We start from the raw sequence: 13765 nt of genomic DNA, 5'->3' as shown, positions 1-13765 counted from the left end.
CCCCATGACCGACTATGTCGTGAAAGACATCACCCTCGCCGACTACGGTCGCAAGGAAATCGAAATCGCCGAAACCGAGATGCCGGGCCTGATGGCCGTGCGCGCCGAGTTCGGCAAGGCCCAGGTCCTGAAGGGCGCCCGGATCGCCGGCTCCCTGCACATGACCATCCAGACCGCCGTGCTGATCCAGACCCTGGAAGCGCTCGGCGCGGAGGTCCGCTGGGCCTCCTGCAACATCTTCTCGACCCAGGACCACGCCGCCGCGGCCATTGCCGCCAACGGCACCCCGGTCTTCGCCATCAAGGGCGAGAATCTGATCGAGTATTGGGAATACGCCCACAAGATCTTCGAATGGCACGATGGCGGCTACCCGAACCTGATCCTCGACGACGGCGGCGACGCCACCTTGCTCTGCGTGCTGGGCCCCAAGGCCGAGAAGGACCCGAGCGTCCTGAACAACCCGCAGAACGAGGAAGAAGAAGCGCTCTACACGGTGATGAAGCGCTACCTGAAGGAAAAGCCCGGCTTCTATTCGGCCATCCGCGACGCCTGCACCGGCGTGTCGGAAGAGACCACCACGGGGGTCCACCGCCTCTACCAGATGTCGGAACGCGGCGAGCTGCCGTTCCCGGCCATCAACGTCAATGACAGCGTCACCAAGTCGAAGTTCGACAACCTCTACGGCTGCCGCGAGAGCCTGGTCGACGCCATCCGCCGCGGCACCGACGTGATGCTGTCGGGCAAGGTCGCCGTGGTCCTGGGCTATGGCGACGTGGGCAAGGGCTCGGCCGCCTCGCTGAGGAACGGCGGCGCGCGGGTCATCGTCACCGAGATCGACCCGATCTGCGCCCTGCAGGCGGCCATGGAGGGCTACGAGGTCCAGACCATGGACGACGTCGCCGACAAGGCCGACATCTTCATCACCGCCACCGGCAACAAGGACGTGCTCACCGTCGACCATATGCGGCGGATGAAGAACAACGCCATCGTCGCCAATATCGGCCACTTCGACTCTGAAATTCAGATCGCCGGCCTGAAGAACTTCAAGTGGGACGAGATCAAACCGCAGGTCCACCACGTGGAATTCCCGGACGGCAAGAAGATCATCGTCCTGTCGGAAGGCCGCCTGGTGAACCTGGGCAACGCTACGGGCCACCCCAGCTTCGTGATGAGCGCCAGCTTCACCAACCAGACCCTGGCCCAGATCGAACTGTGGACCAACGCCTCGAAGTACGAGACCAAGGTCTACACCCTGCCCAAGCACCTCGACGAGAAGGTGGCCATGCTGCACCTCGGCAAGCTGGGCGCGAAGTTGACCAAGCTCTCCAAGGAACAGGCCGACTATATCGGCGTGCCGGAAACCGGCCCGTTCAAGCCGGATCACTACCGCTACTAGGATGATGTAAGGGGAGAGGATGCCGCTCGCGCTGATCCTCTCCTCCTATGTCGCCGCCGACCGGATCGGCGGCGGCGCCCAGCAGTTCGCGCTGGCGGCCTGCGGAATCGACCCGGTGCTGGTCCCGACCGTCCTCTACGGCCGCAGCCCCGCCAAGGGTGGACGGGGTAAGGCGGTGGAGCCCGACCTCTTCCATGACCTGCTGAACGGCGTGGAGGCCCAGGGCCTGTTCGGCATGGCCGACCTGGTGATCACCGGACATTTCTCCAGCTCGGAGCAGGTGGCGCTCGCCTGCGAGACCATCGCCCGGGTCCGCGCCGCCGGCCGCGCTGGGGCCTATCGGCCGGCGCCTATCGTGGTGGTCGATCCGGTCCTCGGCGATGCGCCCAAGGGCCTCTATGTGAAGCCGGAGGTGGCGCGGGCGGTGGCCGAAGACCTTGTTCCCCTGGCCGACTGGATCACGCCCAACCTCTGGGAGATCTCCCATCTCACCGGCCGCGAGATCGCCGATGCGGCGGACGTGGTCGAGGCGGTGCGCGCGCTCGGCAAGCCGGCCCTGGTCACCTCGGCCCCAGCCGGCGAGGGCGAGATCGGCCTGGTCTGCAGCGAGGCCGCCGGATCGACCCTGTTCGCCCACGCGCACCGCGACGGCGTGCCCAATGGGACCGGCGACTTGGTGACGGCCCTGTTCGGCGCCGGCCTGGTCGAGGGGCTTCCGGGCGCGGCCGCCGCCGAGCGCGCCGCCCGCGCCGCGGCCATGACCGTGGACGCGGCGCGTGATTGGGGGGCGGTCGAACTGCCGATCGTCGCCCTGGGCGCGCGGCTGATGCGCCCGGACGCCCAGATGCGTATAGAACCCCTCGCCTGACGAGGAGTGGCTATGGCCGAGATCCACGGATTCGCGGGTGAGGGCTTCGACGCCGTGCGCGACGCCTTCGCCGCCAATTTCGAGTCCGGCCAGGAGCTGGGCGCGCGCTTCACCCTGGTCAGGGCCGGCGAGACCGTGGTCGACCTATGGGCCGGCCACGCCGACCGCCAGCGCACCAGGCCCTTCGACGAGAAGACCCTGACCCCGGTCTTCTCCACCACCAAGGCCATCGCCGCCCTGCTGATCGCCCGGCTCGTGGACGCCGGCAAGCTCTGGTACGACCAGCCCGTCGCCGAGGTATGGCCAGAGTTCGCCCAGGCCGGTAAGGCCGCCATCACCGTCGAACAGGTGATGAGCCACCAGGAAGGCCTTAGCGGCTTTCCGGACGAGATGGATCCCGCCCTGTGGTTCGATTGGGATGCGATCTGCGCCCGGCTCGCGGCCATGGCCCCGCTCTGGCCGCCAGGCACGGCCAGCGGCTACCACCCGATCACCTTCGGCTATCTGGCCGGCGAGATCTTCCGGCGGGTCGACGGGCGGACCATGGGCGCCGCCCTGCGCCAGGACCTGGCCGAGCCCTTCGGCCTGGACGTCTGGATCGGCCTGCCCGATTCCGAGCACGGCCGCGCCGCCGACCTGCAGCGGCCGAGCGGCCTGCCGAACTTCGGCGAGGTGAACGAGGCCACCCGCGCCGCCTTCCTCACCCCCTGGTCCTCCCCGGCCGGGCGTGGCCAGGGGGAATGGCGGCGCATGGAGATCCCGTCGGCCAACGGCCACGCCACCGCCCCGGCCCTTGCGCGGCTGATGGGCGCGCTGGCCAATGACGGCTGGCTGGATGGCGAGGTGATCCTGTCGCCGGCTCTGATCGCCGAGGCCTCGCGCGAACGCATCCGCGGCCAGGACCTGGTCCTGCCCTTCGAGATGAGCTGGGGCGCCGGCTTCATGCGCAATGCGCCGGTCAAGGTCTGGGGGCCGGGCGAGGAAACCTTCGGCCATTCCGGCTGGGGCGGGTCCTGCGCCTTCGCCGATCCGGAGGCGAAGGTGGCGGGCGCCTATGTGATGAACAAGCAGTCCACCGACCTGCTGGGCGACGGCCGGCCCAAGCGGCTGATCGAGGCGGCGTACGCTTCACTTTGACAGTGCGCTGTCACCCCTTGCCCTGGACCACGGTTTCGCCCCGCGCTTCCTTATAGGCGTTGGAGATCAGGTCGCCGGTGAACACCACGGCCAGCACGTAGCGCAGCCAGGGATCGTCGCCGGCGAATTGCTTGCGGATCGGCTCAAGGTCGACGCGCTTACGCACCTCCTCCAGAGGCAGGTCGGCCCTGGCCAGGGGCGCGACCTGGGCGCGGACGCTCTCCAGGGCGGCGATCAGCCGGTCGAGATAGGCCCGATCGGTCTGGGGAGGGCCGTGGCCGGGGATCAGGACCCTGAAGTCGTAAGCCTTCAGCTTGCGCAGCACCTCGACCCAGTCGCCCGGAAAGGTATGGGCGGCGTAGGGGATCGGCGCGACCACGATGTCGCCTGTGGCCAGCACCCGCTGTTTCGGCGCCCAGGCCACCACGTCACCGTCGGTATTGGCGCGGCCGAGATAGGCGATCTCCACCGGCGCGGTCTCGTCGGGCAGGGTGATGCGGCTCTCGAAGGTGAGGTCGGCGGGATAGGGCTCAAGGCCGGAATAGGCCTCGACCATCGCCGGTCCCGCCTCGGCGGTCCGCCGCCAGCCCTCGCGCAGGGGGTCCGGCAGCTTGACGTCCTCGGCCTGGGCGGCGGCGAAGGCGGCCAAGTCGCCATAGGACTTCGCATAGCTGGCCACATAGGCCATGGGCGGCCCGGTCATGTTCTCCCAGGTGCGGGTGCTGGAGACGATCTGGACGCCCGGCCAGACGGCGCGGATGGCCCCGGCCCCCAGGTTATGGTCGCCGTGATAGTGGGTATAGACCAGCCAGGTCACCGGCTTCTTCGACAGCTTGCGGATCTCGGCCACCACGGCCTGACCCGAGACCGGCGCGCCGCCGGCGTCGACCAGCACCAAGCCCTTGGCCTGTTCGATCACCACCACATTGCCCTCGAAGGGCGGGTCGGTGACGGCGGGCTTGGCGATCAGCCAGATGTGGGGGGCGACAGCGGTAGTCTGGCGCGCGAAGACCTGGGCCGGTGTCAGGGGCGCGGCCAGGGCCGGGCTCGCCAGCGCCAGGACGCAGAGCGTCAGGATGGTTCGGATCATGCCAGCCTCCCGGGCCGAGGCTAAGCCCGTCCTGGCGCGGCGGCCTAGTTAAGCCTTCGTCATGCGACCACGCCGAGCGCCCGCGAGCGACGCCATGCGCCATAGGCGAACACCGACGCCCCGCCCCAGATGAACACGAAGGAGAGCGCCCGCAACGGCGTGAAGGCCTCGCCCTGGGCGACGCCGATGGCGAAGCTGATGGTGGGAGCGATGAACTGCAGGAAGCCGATGGCTGACAGCGGCAGGCGCCGCGCAGCCCAGGAGAACAGCACCAGGGGCACGGCGGTGATCGGTCCCGAGGCCAGCATCCAGGCGGTGGCCGTGGGGTTGCCCAGGAAGTGGCCGCCGCCCTGCTGCTCCAGCCACAGGATGAAGGCCAGGCTGGGCAGGCCCAGGATCAGGCACTCGACGAACAGGCCGGTCTGGGCGTCGGCCGCCACCTGCTTGCGCACCACGCCGTAGCCGCCGAACGAGAAGGCCAGCACCAGCGAGACCAGCGGCAGGTGACCCAGGGCGAAGGCCTGGACGGTCACGCCGACAACGGCCAGGGCGATGGCGGCCTTGCCGATCCTGTCGATCCGTTCGCGGAACAGCAGCGCCCCGCAGGCCATGTTGACCAACGGATTGATGTAGTAGCCGAGGCTGCTTTCCAGCACGCGGCCGGAATTCACCGCCCAGATGAACACGATCCAGTTGATGGTGATTAGGGCCGAGGACAGGCACAGCCAGGCCAGCACCCTGGGCTGGCGGAAGACGGCGACCACCTGGCGCCACTGGTGGGCCAGCAGCACGAAGACCAGCGCGGTCGGCAAGCTCCAGACGATCCGGTGCGCCAGGATCTCCCACGACCCCACCCCGAAGGCGCCGATCACCTGGAAGGCCAGGGGCACGAAGCCCCAGATCAGGTAGCAGGCGATGCCCGCCGTGAGCGCGGTGTTGGCGGGCGTCTTGGCCAAGGCGAGACTTTCTGGGGGCTCAAGGGAGGCGGGGCGTGTCGGCCTCCCGCTCCAGCCGCAGGGCGTTGGTGAGGATGCAGACCTGACGGTACTTACCTATGAGCATCAGGATTTCCAGCAAGGCCATTTCCGAGAATATTTGGCGGGTTTCGGACCACAAATCGTCGGCCAGCTCGCAGCCGTCCTGCAGGGCGTCGCAGAGGCGCAGGACCAGGGCGTCGCGACCGGTCCAGGGATGGGCGTCGAAGGGCGCGGCCGTGGCGGCCACCTCGGCCTCGGTGAAGCCGGCCCGCTCGGCGAAATAGGCCACGTGGACGCCCCACTCGTAGTCCGAGCGGTTCAGCGCGCAGACCCGCAGGATGACCAGCTCCCGCTCCCGCAAGGAGAGGTGGCCGCGATCCAGCAGGCCACCGTCCATGAATCGGGCGAACAGCCGCTCGTCCCGGGCCAGGGTGCGGAACAGCAGCAGGTGCTGGCCATTGAGCGGCGTCAGCTTGGCCAGCCGGCGCTGGACGGCATCGGGGAAGGGTTCGGCGGCGGGCGCGATACGAGGCATGACGGGACTCCTGATTTTTTGCTACAGAGACTGTAGCGCCACGGAGGTCCGATTGCTATGAAAACTGTAGCGCCCGCGCCGGGTCGCAAGGTGCGTGGCTCGTCCACCGGCCGGCCGATCATGGCGGCGCTGGACCTGCTGGGCCGGCGTGGGGCCCTGCGCATCCTGTGGGAGTTGCGGGGCGAGGCCCTGACCTTCCGCGCGCTGAGCGCCGCCGCCGAGCTGCCGCCCGGCACGTTGAACACGCGGCTGAAGGAGTTGCGGGAGGCGGGCGTGGTGGGCGCGGACGAGGGCTACGCCCTGACTCCGCGCGGCCGGGAACTCCTGGCCGCGCTCAAGCCGCTGACGGACTGGGCGGAGGGCTGGGAGCAACCCACCTCGTCATCCTCCGGTCAGCCACAGGCTGATCCGGGGGACCCAAGCTGAATTGCAGAATCTGATGGGCCGTTTGGGTCCCCCGGATCGTCTTTCAGACGACCGGAGGATGACGACGGGGATTTAGGCGATGGCCTTCATCTTGATCAGGCCGCGCTCGTGCAGCAGCTCGGCGATCTGCACCGCGTTGAGCGCCGCGCCCTTGCGCAGGTTGTCGGCCACGACCCACATGTTCAGCCCGTGCTCGACCGTGGTGTCGTTGCGGATGCGGCTGATGAAGACCGGGAACTCGCCCTGGGCCTCCTTGGGGGTCATGTAGCCCTTGTCGTGCCGCTGATCGATGACGATGACGCCCGGGCTCTCGCGCAGCAGGTCGCGGGCCTCGTCCTCGTCGATGGGGTCATGGAACTCGATGTTCACGGCCTCGGAGTGGCCGACCATCACCGGCACGCGGACGCAGGTGACCGTCAGCTTGATCGACGGGTCGATCATCTTGTGGGTCTCCATCCACATCTTGGCCTCTTCGTCGGTGTAGCCGTCCTCGTTGAACGCGCCGATGAAGGGGATGACGTTGAAGGCGATCTGCTTGGGGAACTTCTTGGGCTCGGGCGCGCCCAGGACGAAGACGCCCTTGGTCTGGTCCCACAGCTCGTCCATGCCTTCCTTGCCCGCGCCGGAGACCGACTGGTAGGTCGAGACCACCACCCGCTTGATCCGCGCCCGGTCGTGCAGGGGCTTCAGCGCCACCACCAGCTGGGCGGTGGAGCAGTTGGGGTTGGCGATGATGTTCTTGCGGGCCGCGTAGCTGACGTCGTCCGGGTTCACCTCCGGGACGATCAGCGGCACGTCGGGATCCATCCGCCAGGCCGAGGAATTGTCGATGACGATCGGGCCCTGGGCGCCGATCTTCGGGGACCATTCCTTCGAGAACGTGCCCGAGACGCTCATCAGCACCAGATCGACGGTGGTGAAGTCGAACTGCTCGACGTCCTCGCACTTGACGATCTTGTCGCCGAAGGAGACCTCGACCCCGATGGACTTGCGGCTGGCGATCGCGTGGATCTTGTCGACGGGGAAGTTCACTTCCTCGAGGATGTTCAACATCTCGCGGCCCACATTGCCCGTGGCGCCGACCACGGCTACCCGATAGCCCATGGCGGTCTCCTCTAGATGACTTGTCGCGGAGCGTCCCGTTACGCCCTGTGGTTCCCGGGCGCAAGACGAAGGCTTCCAAGGGCTTAGATAGTGGACCCATCGCCACTTGGCACGGCGGTTGCGTCTGGATTGGCGACATCCACCGGAGGACAGCCATGTCCGTCAACGGCCTCTCGCACGGAAAGCTCGCCTCGGCGCAGATCGCGCCCCTCCTGGACCGCAAGCCGGCCCAGAACGGGGACCCCACGGCCGTTGCCCAGCAAAGGATTTCGGCCAAGCTGGACACCGACGGCGACGGCGCCCTCAGCGTCACGGAACTCGCCAAGCTGGAAAAGGGCGGACACGGCAAGAATGGTCGCCCCGCCCAGGCCATTCTTGCCGCCCAGGCCCCTTCGACCGAGCCCGCGGCCATGTCGGCCGAGCCTCCGGCCGCCCGGCGCTTCGGTCCCAAGACCCTGGACGCCCTGATCAAGAACCAGACGGTTCCCACCCCCGAGAGCATCGCCGAGAAGCTGGTCGCGGCTATCGACGGCGACGACGACGGCGCCTTCAGCCTCGATGAACTCAAGGACGCCCTGCCGGGCAAGTCCGGCCAGGCCAAGGGCCGCGCCGCCCATGCCGAGCGCGCCTTCGACCGCCTCGACGGCGACGGGGACGGCAAGGTCACGGTGGCCGAGCTGGCCCTGGCGCTCGGCGCCACGCCGCCTGCGCCGCCCTCGATCGAAGAGCCGCCGCCGCCGGTCGTGGAGGAGACGCCTCCGCCGGTCGAACTCGCCGAGAACCCGCCGGTCGTCCCCGTTACCGACGAGGTCATTGACCCGCCGCTTCAGGAGCCCTCCGCTAACGGCTGACCTCGGCCCAGGAGCGCGCGATGACCGCAGACACCGGCATGCCGTTCTCCAACCTCATGGGCGTGGAGATCGTCGAACGGACCAAGGAACGGGTCGTCGGAAGGCTCCTGGTGCGCGATGATCTCTGCGCCGCCGGCGGCATCCTGCACGGCGGCGCCTACATGGCCTTCGCCGACGCCCTGGGCGCCATCGGCGGGGTGATGAACCTGGCGCCCGGCGCGCGGACCACGACGCTCGAGTCCAAGACCAACTTCCTGGGCTCCGCCAAGGTCGGGACCACGGTGCGGGGCGAGGCCACGCCCCTGCACATCGGCCGCCGCTCCAGCGTCTGGCAGACGAAAATCACCAACGCCGAGGGCAAGCTGCTGTGCCTGGTCCTGCAGACCCAGATGACGATCGAGGGTTAGGTATTCCCGATTTGTTCCGGTTGAGCTAGGTTGCCAACCGAGAGGGCGAATGGTTCGATTTTCGAAATTGCTCAGGGGACTCACTGCGCCGGCCCGGTCTAGCGGTTGGGCCGACCGGAATTGGACGCACGCGAAGATTCTCATGCGCTCCGGGGACTTCTCCGAGGCTGTGGTCGTCTTTGACCGCCTCCTTCGACACGCGCCTGACCATCCCGAAATCCTCGTCCAGCGCGCCGAGGCTCATGCGGCCCTGAATAACTTCTCCGCCGCGATGGCCGACCTGGACCTCGCGCTCCAATTAAGTCCGGGCTTGGCAAACGCCCATCTGAATCGCGGACGGGTGCATCGGCTCTCAGGGGATTTCCAACGCGCGATGGTGGAGATCGAAGCGGCCATCCAAGCGGCTCCTGACCTTGTCCCAGCATTGGAGGAGAGGGCCGGCTTGCACATGGAATCCAGCGACCTTGAGCGCGCCTGGATCGATGCGGAACGCGCAATCCGGTTATCGCCCGGTGACGCCGAGCTCCACGGACTTCTTGGCCTAATCCACCTCAGGGCAAACCGGCACAGCCTGGCCCTCGCGGCCTTCGACCGCGCGGTCCACTTTGATCCCGCCTTGGACTATGCCTGGTGGTGGCGGGGTGAACTCAAGGAAGCCATGGGCAATTTGCCCGGCGGCGCGGGGGACAAGGCGCACGCCGTCCATCTGAACCCGGCGATCGCCGACTAGCCCACGCCGATGTCTGCCGGATTGACCGAGTTGAGCAGCGGCTCGCCGCGGACGTAGCGGCCGAGATTCTCCAGGAACAGGGCCTCGCCGCGCGCGCCGGTGAGCGCGCCGCGGTTGGAGGCGTGGGGGGTGACGCGGACCTTCGGGTGGTCCCAGATCCAGGAGTCCGCCGGCAGGGGCTCGGTCTTGAAGACGTCCAGCACCGCGTGGCCCGGCCGGTCGGCATCGAGGCTCGCGCGCAGGGCGTCCTCGTCCAACAGGCCGCCACGGCCGATATTGATCAAGATCGAACCGGGCCTCATGGCGGCGAAGAACTCAGCGTTCGCCAGGTCGCGGGTCTCGTCGTTGAGCGCGCAGGCCAGGACCACCACGTCGGCCCGGGGCAGGCGAGACGGCAGGTCCGCGATGGTCGACACCGCGTCGGCCAGGCCCTCGGCGCCGGCCGAGCGGCGTACGGCCTCGACGTGGGCCCCGAAGGCCTTGGCGCGGGCGGCGATCTCGCGGCCGATATTGCCGAAGCCGATCACCAGCCAGCGGCTCTGGCCCACCTCGCGGAAATCCACGGGCTTCCAGTCATGGGCCGCCTGGTGGCGCGCCTGGGCCTCGATGGGGTGCAGCAGGCTGAGCGCATGGATCACCACATATTCGGCGATGGCCGGAGCCTGGGCGCTGGAATTGGTCACCTTGAGGCCGTCGCGGGCCAGGGGCTTGAAGCTGGGATGCTCGACGCCGGCGAACACCGTCTGCACCCAGCGGGCCTCGGCGCTGTCGCGCAGCCGGCCGAAATACTCCCGGCGCTGGGGGCCGAAGGCTTCCAGGCTCAGCCACCATACCTCCGGCTTGAGATCGGCGGGGGCGAGGGCCGCTCCCCTGAGGCTGAGGCCTCCATCGGGTTCCAGCACCACCACATCGAGGTCGGGGGCGACGGCGGGCAGGCGATCGGCGATGCGGTCGAAGGCCGCGCGGAACAGGAAGGCTTGCATGGCCTGGATCGTACCGGCCGCCCGTCGCGAAAGCCAAGCGTCAAGCCGTTTGACAACACCATGTCACGAGCGCAGCCTCCCTTCGTCATGCCGAACGATCCCCTCTCGCGACTCATCGCGGCGACCCACCGGGCCCACGACGCCCTGGTGAGCGCAGATGACAGGTTGTTGTCGGATCTGGGCCTCAGCCACGCTCGGGCGCGGATCCTAGCGACCCTGGCCGAGCAGGATGGGCCGCGCACGGTCTCGCAATTGGCCCGCGTCCTCGGCGTCGCACGTCAGGGCGTCCAGCGGCTGACTGACGATCTGGCGGCCGCCGGTTTCGTCGCTTTCGTGGACAATCCGGGTCACGCCCGCGCCAAGCTGGCGCGCCTCACCGAGGCCGGATCGAGCGCCCATTCGGAGGCTGAACGGCGGCGCGCGGCCTGGGCGGAGGGCCTGGGAGCGGGCCTATCGCCGACCTGGCTCGAGATCGGCGGCGAGCTGCTGAGCCTGCTGCGAAAGCGGGCGACGGCCACGGCCAAGCTTTAGCCTGCAAGGGTTTGTCGGCTTCCCTGAAGGTTAGTTGACTCTGTCAACTAACTTGGGCGAACTGTCGGCGGGAGGCCCGCCATGCTGCTTCAGGACCCGATCTCGGCCGTGCGCCGGTTCAATCGTTTCTATACCCGCCGGATCGGCGCCCTGGACGAGGCGCATCTGGGATCGCCCTACAGCCTGGCCGAGGGGCGGGTGCTGTACGAGGTCGCCCAGTCGCCCACCGGGGTGACGCCCAAGGCCCTGGCCGCCGCCTCCGGCCTGGACGCCGGCTATCTCAGTCGCATCCTCAAGCGGTTCGAGGGCGAGGGGCTGATGGTCCGCGAGACCTCGCGCAAGGATGGGCGCAGCGTCTCCATCTGGCTGACCTCGGCGGGCATCGAGGCCTATAACGGCCTGCGCCAGACGGCTGAGGGTGCGGTCGAGGGGATCCTCGGCGGGCTCGCCACCCCGGAGCGGGCGCGGCTGGTCGACGCCATGCGGGAGATCGAGGGGCTGTTGGCCGCCCCGCCCCCTGGCGAGGTGATCCTGCGGTCGCACCGGGTCGGCGACATGGGCTGGGTGACCTGGCGCCACGCGGTCTTCTACGCCCGCGAATACGGCTGGGGCGACGCCTTCGAGGCCCTGGTGGCCAGGATCGCAGCCGACTTCATCGAGAACTTCGACCCGGCCCGCGAGCGGTGCTGGATCGCCGAGCGGGGCGGCGAGATCGTCGGCTCGATCTTCCTGGTCAAGGGCGAGGGCGACCAGGCTAAGCTACGCCTGCTGTTGGTGGAGCCATCGGCGCGAGGGCTTGGCCTGGGCAAGCGGCTGGTGGCCGAGTGCGTCGCCTTCGCCCGCGAGGCGGGCTATGGCGAGATCACGCTGTGGACCCAGAGCATCCTCACCGCCGCGCGCGGCATCTACGCCGCCGCCGGCTTCGAGCTGGTCGACTCCACGCCGCACAACACGATCGGCGTCGAGCTGATCGGCGAGACCTGGGTGCTGAAGCTGTAGGTTAGGCTTGACGGCCCTCGCGTCGACCGGGCGAGGTGGCGGCCCCGCACGAAAGGATCCCGCCCATGAGGCCGCCCAACTTCATCGTCATCCTGGCCGATGACCTCGGCTACGGCGATCTCGGTTGCGACGGCGGCACGGTGATCCGCACGCCGAACCTGGACCGCATGGCCGCCGAAGGAGTGCGCCTGAGCGACTTCTATGCTTCCGCCAATGTCTGCACGCCGTCGCGGGCGGGGCTGTTGACCGGCCAGTACGCCATCCGCAACGGCCTGGCCCACGAGGTGATCCAGCCAGCCGACACGACCGGCCTGCCGGTGGACGCGCTCACCATCCCCAAGGCCCTGGGCGAGGGCTACGCCAGCGCCCTGATCGGCAAGTGGCACCTGGGCCACGCCGCGCCGCATTGGCCGCCCATGGTCTATGGATTCGACCGCTTCTACGGCCTGCCCTACAGCCACGATATGAAACCGCTATCGATTTTCGATAGCGCCACGACACCCATGACCGAGAGCAAGGCCGACTTCGCCAAGCTCACCGAGTGGTTTTTCGGCCAGGCCACCGCCTTCGTGGAGCAGAACCGCGAGACTCCGTTCTTCGTCCTGCTGGCCCTCACCGCGCCGCACATTCCCCTGAGGCCCAATCCCGACGACCTGACCGGCTCTCCCGGAGGCGCCTATGGCGAGGTGGTCGAGGAGATCGACCTCAATGTCGGCCGGCTGCTGGATCGCCTGAAAGCGCTCGGGCTCGACCAGGACACGATGGTGATCTTCACCTCGGACAACGGCCCCTGGTTCGAGGGCTCGTCGGGACCGTTCCGCGACCGCAAGGGCGGCTCGGCCTGGGATGGGGGATTCCGGGTGCCGTTCATCGCCTGGCGGCCGGGCGCCCTGCCGGCAGGCGCCGTCAGCTCGGCGCTCTCCAGCAATCTCGACCTGCTGCCGACCTTGCTGGCCATGGCCGGACGAGGGCCGGTAAGTGATCGCGAGCTGGACGGGCGGGATATCTCGGGCGTGCTGACGGCCGGCGCGCCCTCGCCGCACGAGGAGATCGTGCTGTTCGACAACGCCCATGTGGCGGCCGTACGCACCGCGCGCTGGAAGTATGTGGCGCGGTCCTACTACCGGACCCACGACGTCCCGCTGGACCGCTATCCGCTGCTGTTCGACATGGATTCGGATCCCGGCGAGAACTACAGCGTGGCGCTGAACTTCCCCGACGCGGCCGCGGAGATGCGCGCACGGCTGGAGGCGGCCAGGGCGCGCTATGAGCCGCTGGCCAAGGCCTTCCCGCCGCACGTGGCGCCGGCCTCGGCGGCCGACCACCCCGACTAGGTCAGGAGCCTAGCGGCGCTTCTGCTTGCGGGCCGCGTAGCGGGCGTCGCGGGCTGCCTTTTGGGCGGCGCGCATCTCCAGCTCGCGGGTCTCGCTGTCGAAAGCCTCGATCTCAGCCTTGCGGGCCTCGGCCTCGGCGGCGATCCGGCGCTTCTCGGTGCGTTCGGCCTCGCGCTTGGCGCGCAACTCGGCCAGTTCGGCGGCCTTCTGGGCGGCGCGGTCGGGGGCGACGGGGGCGGTGACGGTCGGCTTGACCTTCATCTTCGCCAGGAGGGCCTTCTTGGCCTCGAGGGAGGCGGCGGCGCGTTCGTCGAAACGGTTGTTCTTCAAGTCTCTCATGCGGGCGCTGACATGTGACATCCGGCGCGAAATTGCAACCGCTGCCGGGTGCGTTCCG

16 protein-coding genes are annotated in these 13765 nt (G+C 68.5%); 10 read left to right on the top strand and 6 right to left on the bottom strand.

The features are described from left to right. Positions 1 to 4: 4 nt before the first annotated feature. Genes ahcY through V6M51_RS05110 form a run of 3 tightly spaced genes read left to right on the top strand, consistent with a single transcriptional unit; the run spans position 5 to position 3401 of the window. Positions 5 to 1396, top strand: coding sequence for an adenosylhomocysteinase (gene ahcY / locus V6M51_RS05120; protein ID WP_332765210.1), 1392 nt, complete (start codon positions 5 to 7; stop codon positions 1394 to 1396). A gap of 19 nt (positions 1397 to 1415) precedes the next feature. Then, positions 1416 to 2264 carry a PfkB family carbohydrate kinase gene (locus V6M51_RS05115; protein WP_332765209.1) on the top strand — a complete coding sequence of 283 codons (849 nt, stop codon included), beginning with the start codon at positions 1416 to 1418 and terminating at the stop codon, positions 2262 to 2264. A 12-nt stretch (positions 2265 to 2276) separates the two neighbouring features. After that, positions 2277 to 3401 carry a serine hydrolase domain-containing protein gene (locus V6M51_RS05110; protein WP_332765207.1) on the top strand — a complete coding sequence of 375 codons (1125 nt, stop codon included), beginning with the start codon at positions 2277 to 2279 and terminating at the stop codon, positions 3399 to 3401. Between the two features lie 10 nt (positions 3402 to 3411). On the opposite strand, the gene V6M51_RS05105 is transcribed toward V6M51_RS05110, so the two are convergent. Genes V6M51_RS05105 through V6M51_RS05095 form a run of 3 tightly spaced genes read right to left on the bottom strand, consistent with a single transcriptional unit; the run spans position 3412 to position 6003 of the window. After that, positions 3412 to 4491, bottom strand: coding sequence for an MBL fold metallo-hydrolase (locus tag V6M51_RS05105; RefSeq protein ID WP_332765205.1), 1080 nt, complete (start codon positions 4489 to 4491; stop codon positions 3412 to 3414). Positions 4492 to 4550: 59 nt separating this feature from the next. Continuing rightward, positions 4551 to 5447, bottom strand: coding sequence for an EamA family transporter RarD (rarD, locus tag V6M51_RS05100; protein ID WP_332765203.1), 897 nt, complete (start codon positions 5445 to 5447; stop codon positions 4551 to 4553). A 19-nt stretch (positions 5448 to 5466) separates the two neighbouring features. Beyond that, positions 5467 to 6003: a carboxymuconolactone decarboxylase family protein gene (locus V6M51_RS05095; protein WP_332765201.1), complete on the bottom strand. Its 537-nt coding sequence runs from the start codon at positions 6001 to 6003 to the stop codon at positions 5467 to 5469. Between the two features lie 57 nt (positions 6004 to 6060). On the opposite strand from V6M51_RS05095, the gene V6M51_RS05090 reads away from it, so the two are divergent. Continuing rightward, positions 6061 to 6429, top strand: coding sequence for a winged helix-turn-helix transcriptional regulator (locus V6M51_RS05090; protein ID WP_332765199.1), 369 nt, complete (start codon positions 6061 to 6063; stop codon positions 6427 to 6429). A 72-nt stretch (positions 6430 to 6501) separates the two neighbouring features. Here the strand turns inward: V6M51_RS05090 and V6M51_RS05085 are convergent, their stop codons facing one another. Next, positions 6502 to 7533 (bottom strand): aspartate-semialdehyde dehydrogenase, encoded by a 1032-nt coding sequence (locus tag V6M51_RS05085; RefSeq protein ID WP_332765197.1) that lies wholly within the window; start codon positions 7531 to 7533, stop codon positions 6502 to 6504. 155 nt (positions 7534 to 7688) lie between these two features. On the opposite strand from V6M51_RS05085, the gene V6M51_RS05080 reads away from it, so the two are divergent. The 3 genes from V6M51_RS05080 to V6M51_RS05070 are packed head-to-tail and all read left to right on the top strand — an operon-like array spanning position 7689 to position 9521. Beyond that, complete coding sequence (locus V6M51_RS05080; RefSeq protein ID WP_332765195.1) at positions 7689 to 8384, top strand: EF-hand domain-containing protein; 696 nt, start codon at positions 7689 to 7691, stop codon at positions 8382 to 8384. Positions 8385 to 8404: 20 nt separating this feature from the next. Beyond that, positions 8405 to 8791, top strand: a complete 387-nt coding sequence (locus tag V6M51_RS05075) for a PaaI family thioesterase (RefSeq protein WP_332765193.1) — start codon at positions 8405 to 8407, stop codon at positions 8789 to 8791. A 49-nt stretch (positions 8792 to 8840) separates the two neighbouring features. Then, entirely contained in the window at positions 8841 to 9521 is a 681-nt protein-coding gene (locus V6M51_RS05070; RefSeq protein WP_332765191.1) for a tetratricopeptide repeat protein, read from the top strand. On the opposite strand, the gene V6M51_RS05065 is transcribed toward V6M51_RS05070, so the two are convergent. Further along, positions 9518 to 10504 (bottom strand): D-2-hydroxyacid dehydrogenase, encoded by a 987-nt coding sequence (locus V6M51_RS05065; RefSeq protein WP_332765190.1) that lies wholly within the window; start codon positions 10502 to 10504, stop codon positions 9518 to 9520. The genes V6M51_RS05070 and V6M51_RS05065 overlap by 4 nt on opposite strands. Before the next feature lie 87 nt (positions 10505 to 10591). On the opposite strand from V6M51_RS05065, the gene V6M51_RS05060 reads away from it, so the two are divergent. The 3 genes from V6M51_RS05060 to V6M51_RS05050 all read left to right on the top strand — a co-directional run bounded on the left by V6M51_RS05060 (position 10592) and on the right by V6M51_RS05050 (position 13368). Then, entirely contained in the window at positions 10592 to 11035 is a 444-nt protein-coding gene (locus V6M51_RS05060) for a MarR family winged helix-turn-helix transcriptional regulator (RefSeq protein ID WP_332765188.1), read from the top strand. An 81-nt stretch (positions 11036 to 11116) separates the two neighbouring features. Beyond that, the gene (locus V6M51_RS05055; protein WP_332765186.1) at positions 11117 to 12034 is read left to right on the top strand and encodes a bifunctional helix-turn-helix transcriptional regulator/GNAT family N-acetyltransferase; all 918 of its coding nucleotides are present in this window, start codon (positions 11117 to 11119) and stop codon (positions 12032 to 12034) included. A 65-nt stretch (positions 12035 to 12099) separates the two neighbouring features. Further along, positions 12100 to 13368 carry a sulfatase family protein gene (locus V6M51_RS05050; RefSeq protein WP_332765184.1) on the top strand — a complete coding sequence of 423 codons (1269 nt, stop codon included), beginning with the start codon at positions 12100 to 12102 and terminating at the stop codon, positions 13366 to 13368. 9 nt (positions 13369 to 13377) lie between these two features. On the opposite strand, the gene V6M51_RS05045 is transcribed toward V6M51_RS05050, so the two are convergent. Continuing rightward, complete coding sequence (locus tag V6M51_RS05045) at positions 13378 to 13707, bottom strand: DUF6481 family protein (RefSeq protein WP_332765182.1); 330 nt, start codon at positions 13705 to 13707, stop codon at positions 13378 to 13380. Between the last annotated feature and the right edge of the window lie 58 nt (positions 13708 to 13765).

It is taken from the genome of Phenylobacterium sp., assembly GCF_036677185.1.
Classification (GTDB): domain Bacteria; phylum Pseudomonadota; class Alphaproteobacteria; order Caulobacterales; family Caulobacteraceae; genus Phenylobacterium.
This window is presented reverse-complemented; position numbering and strand designations above follow the sequence as displayed.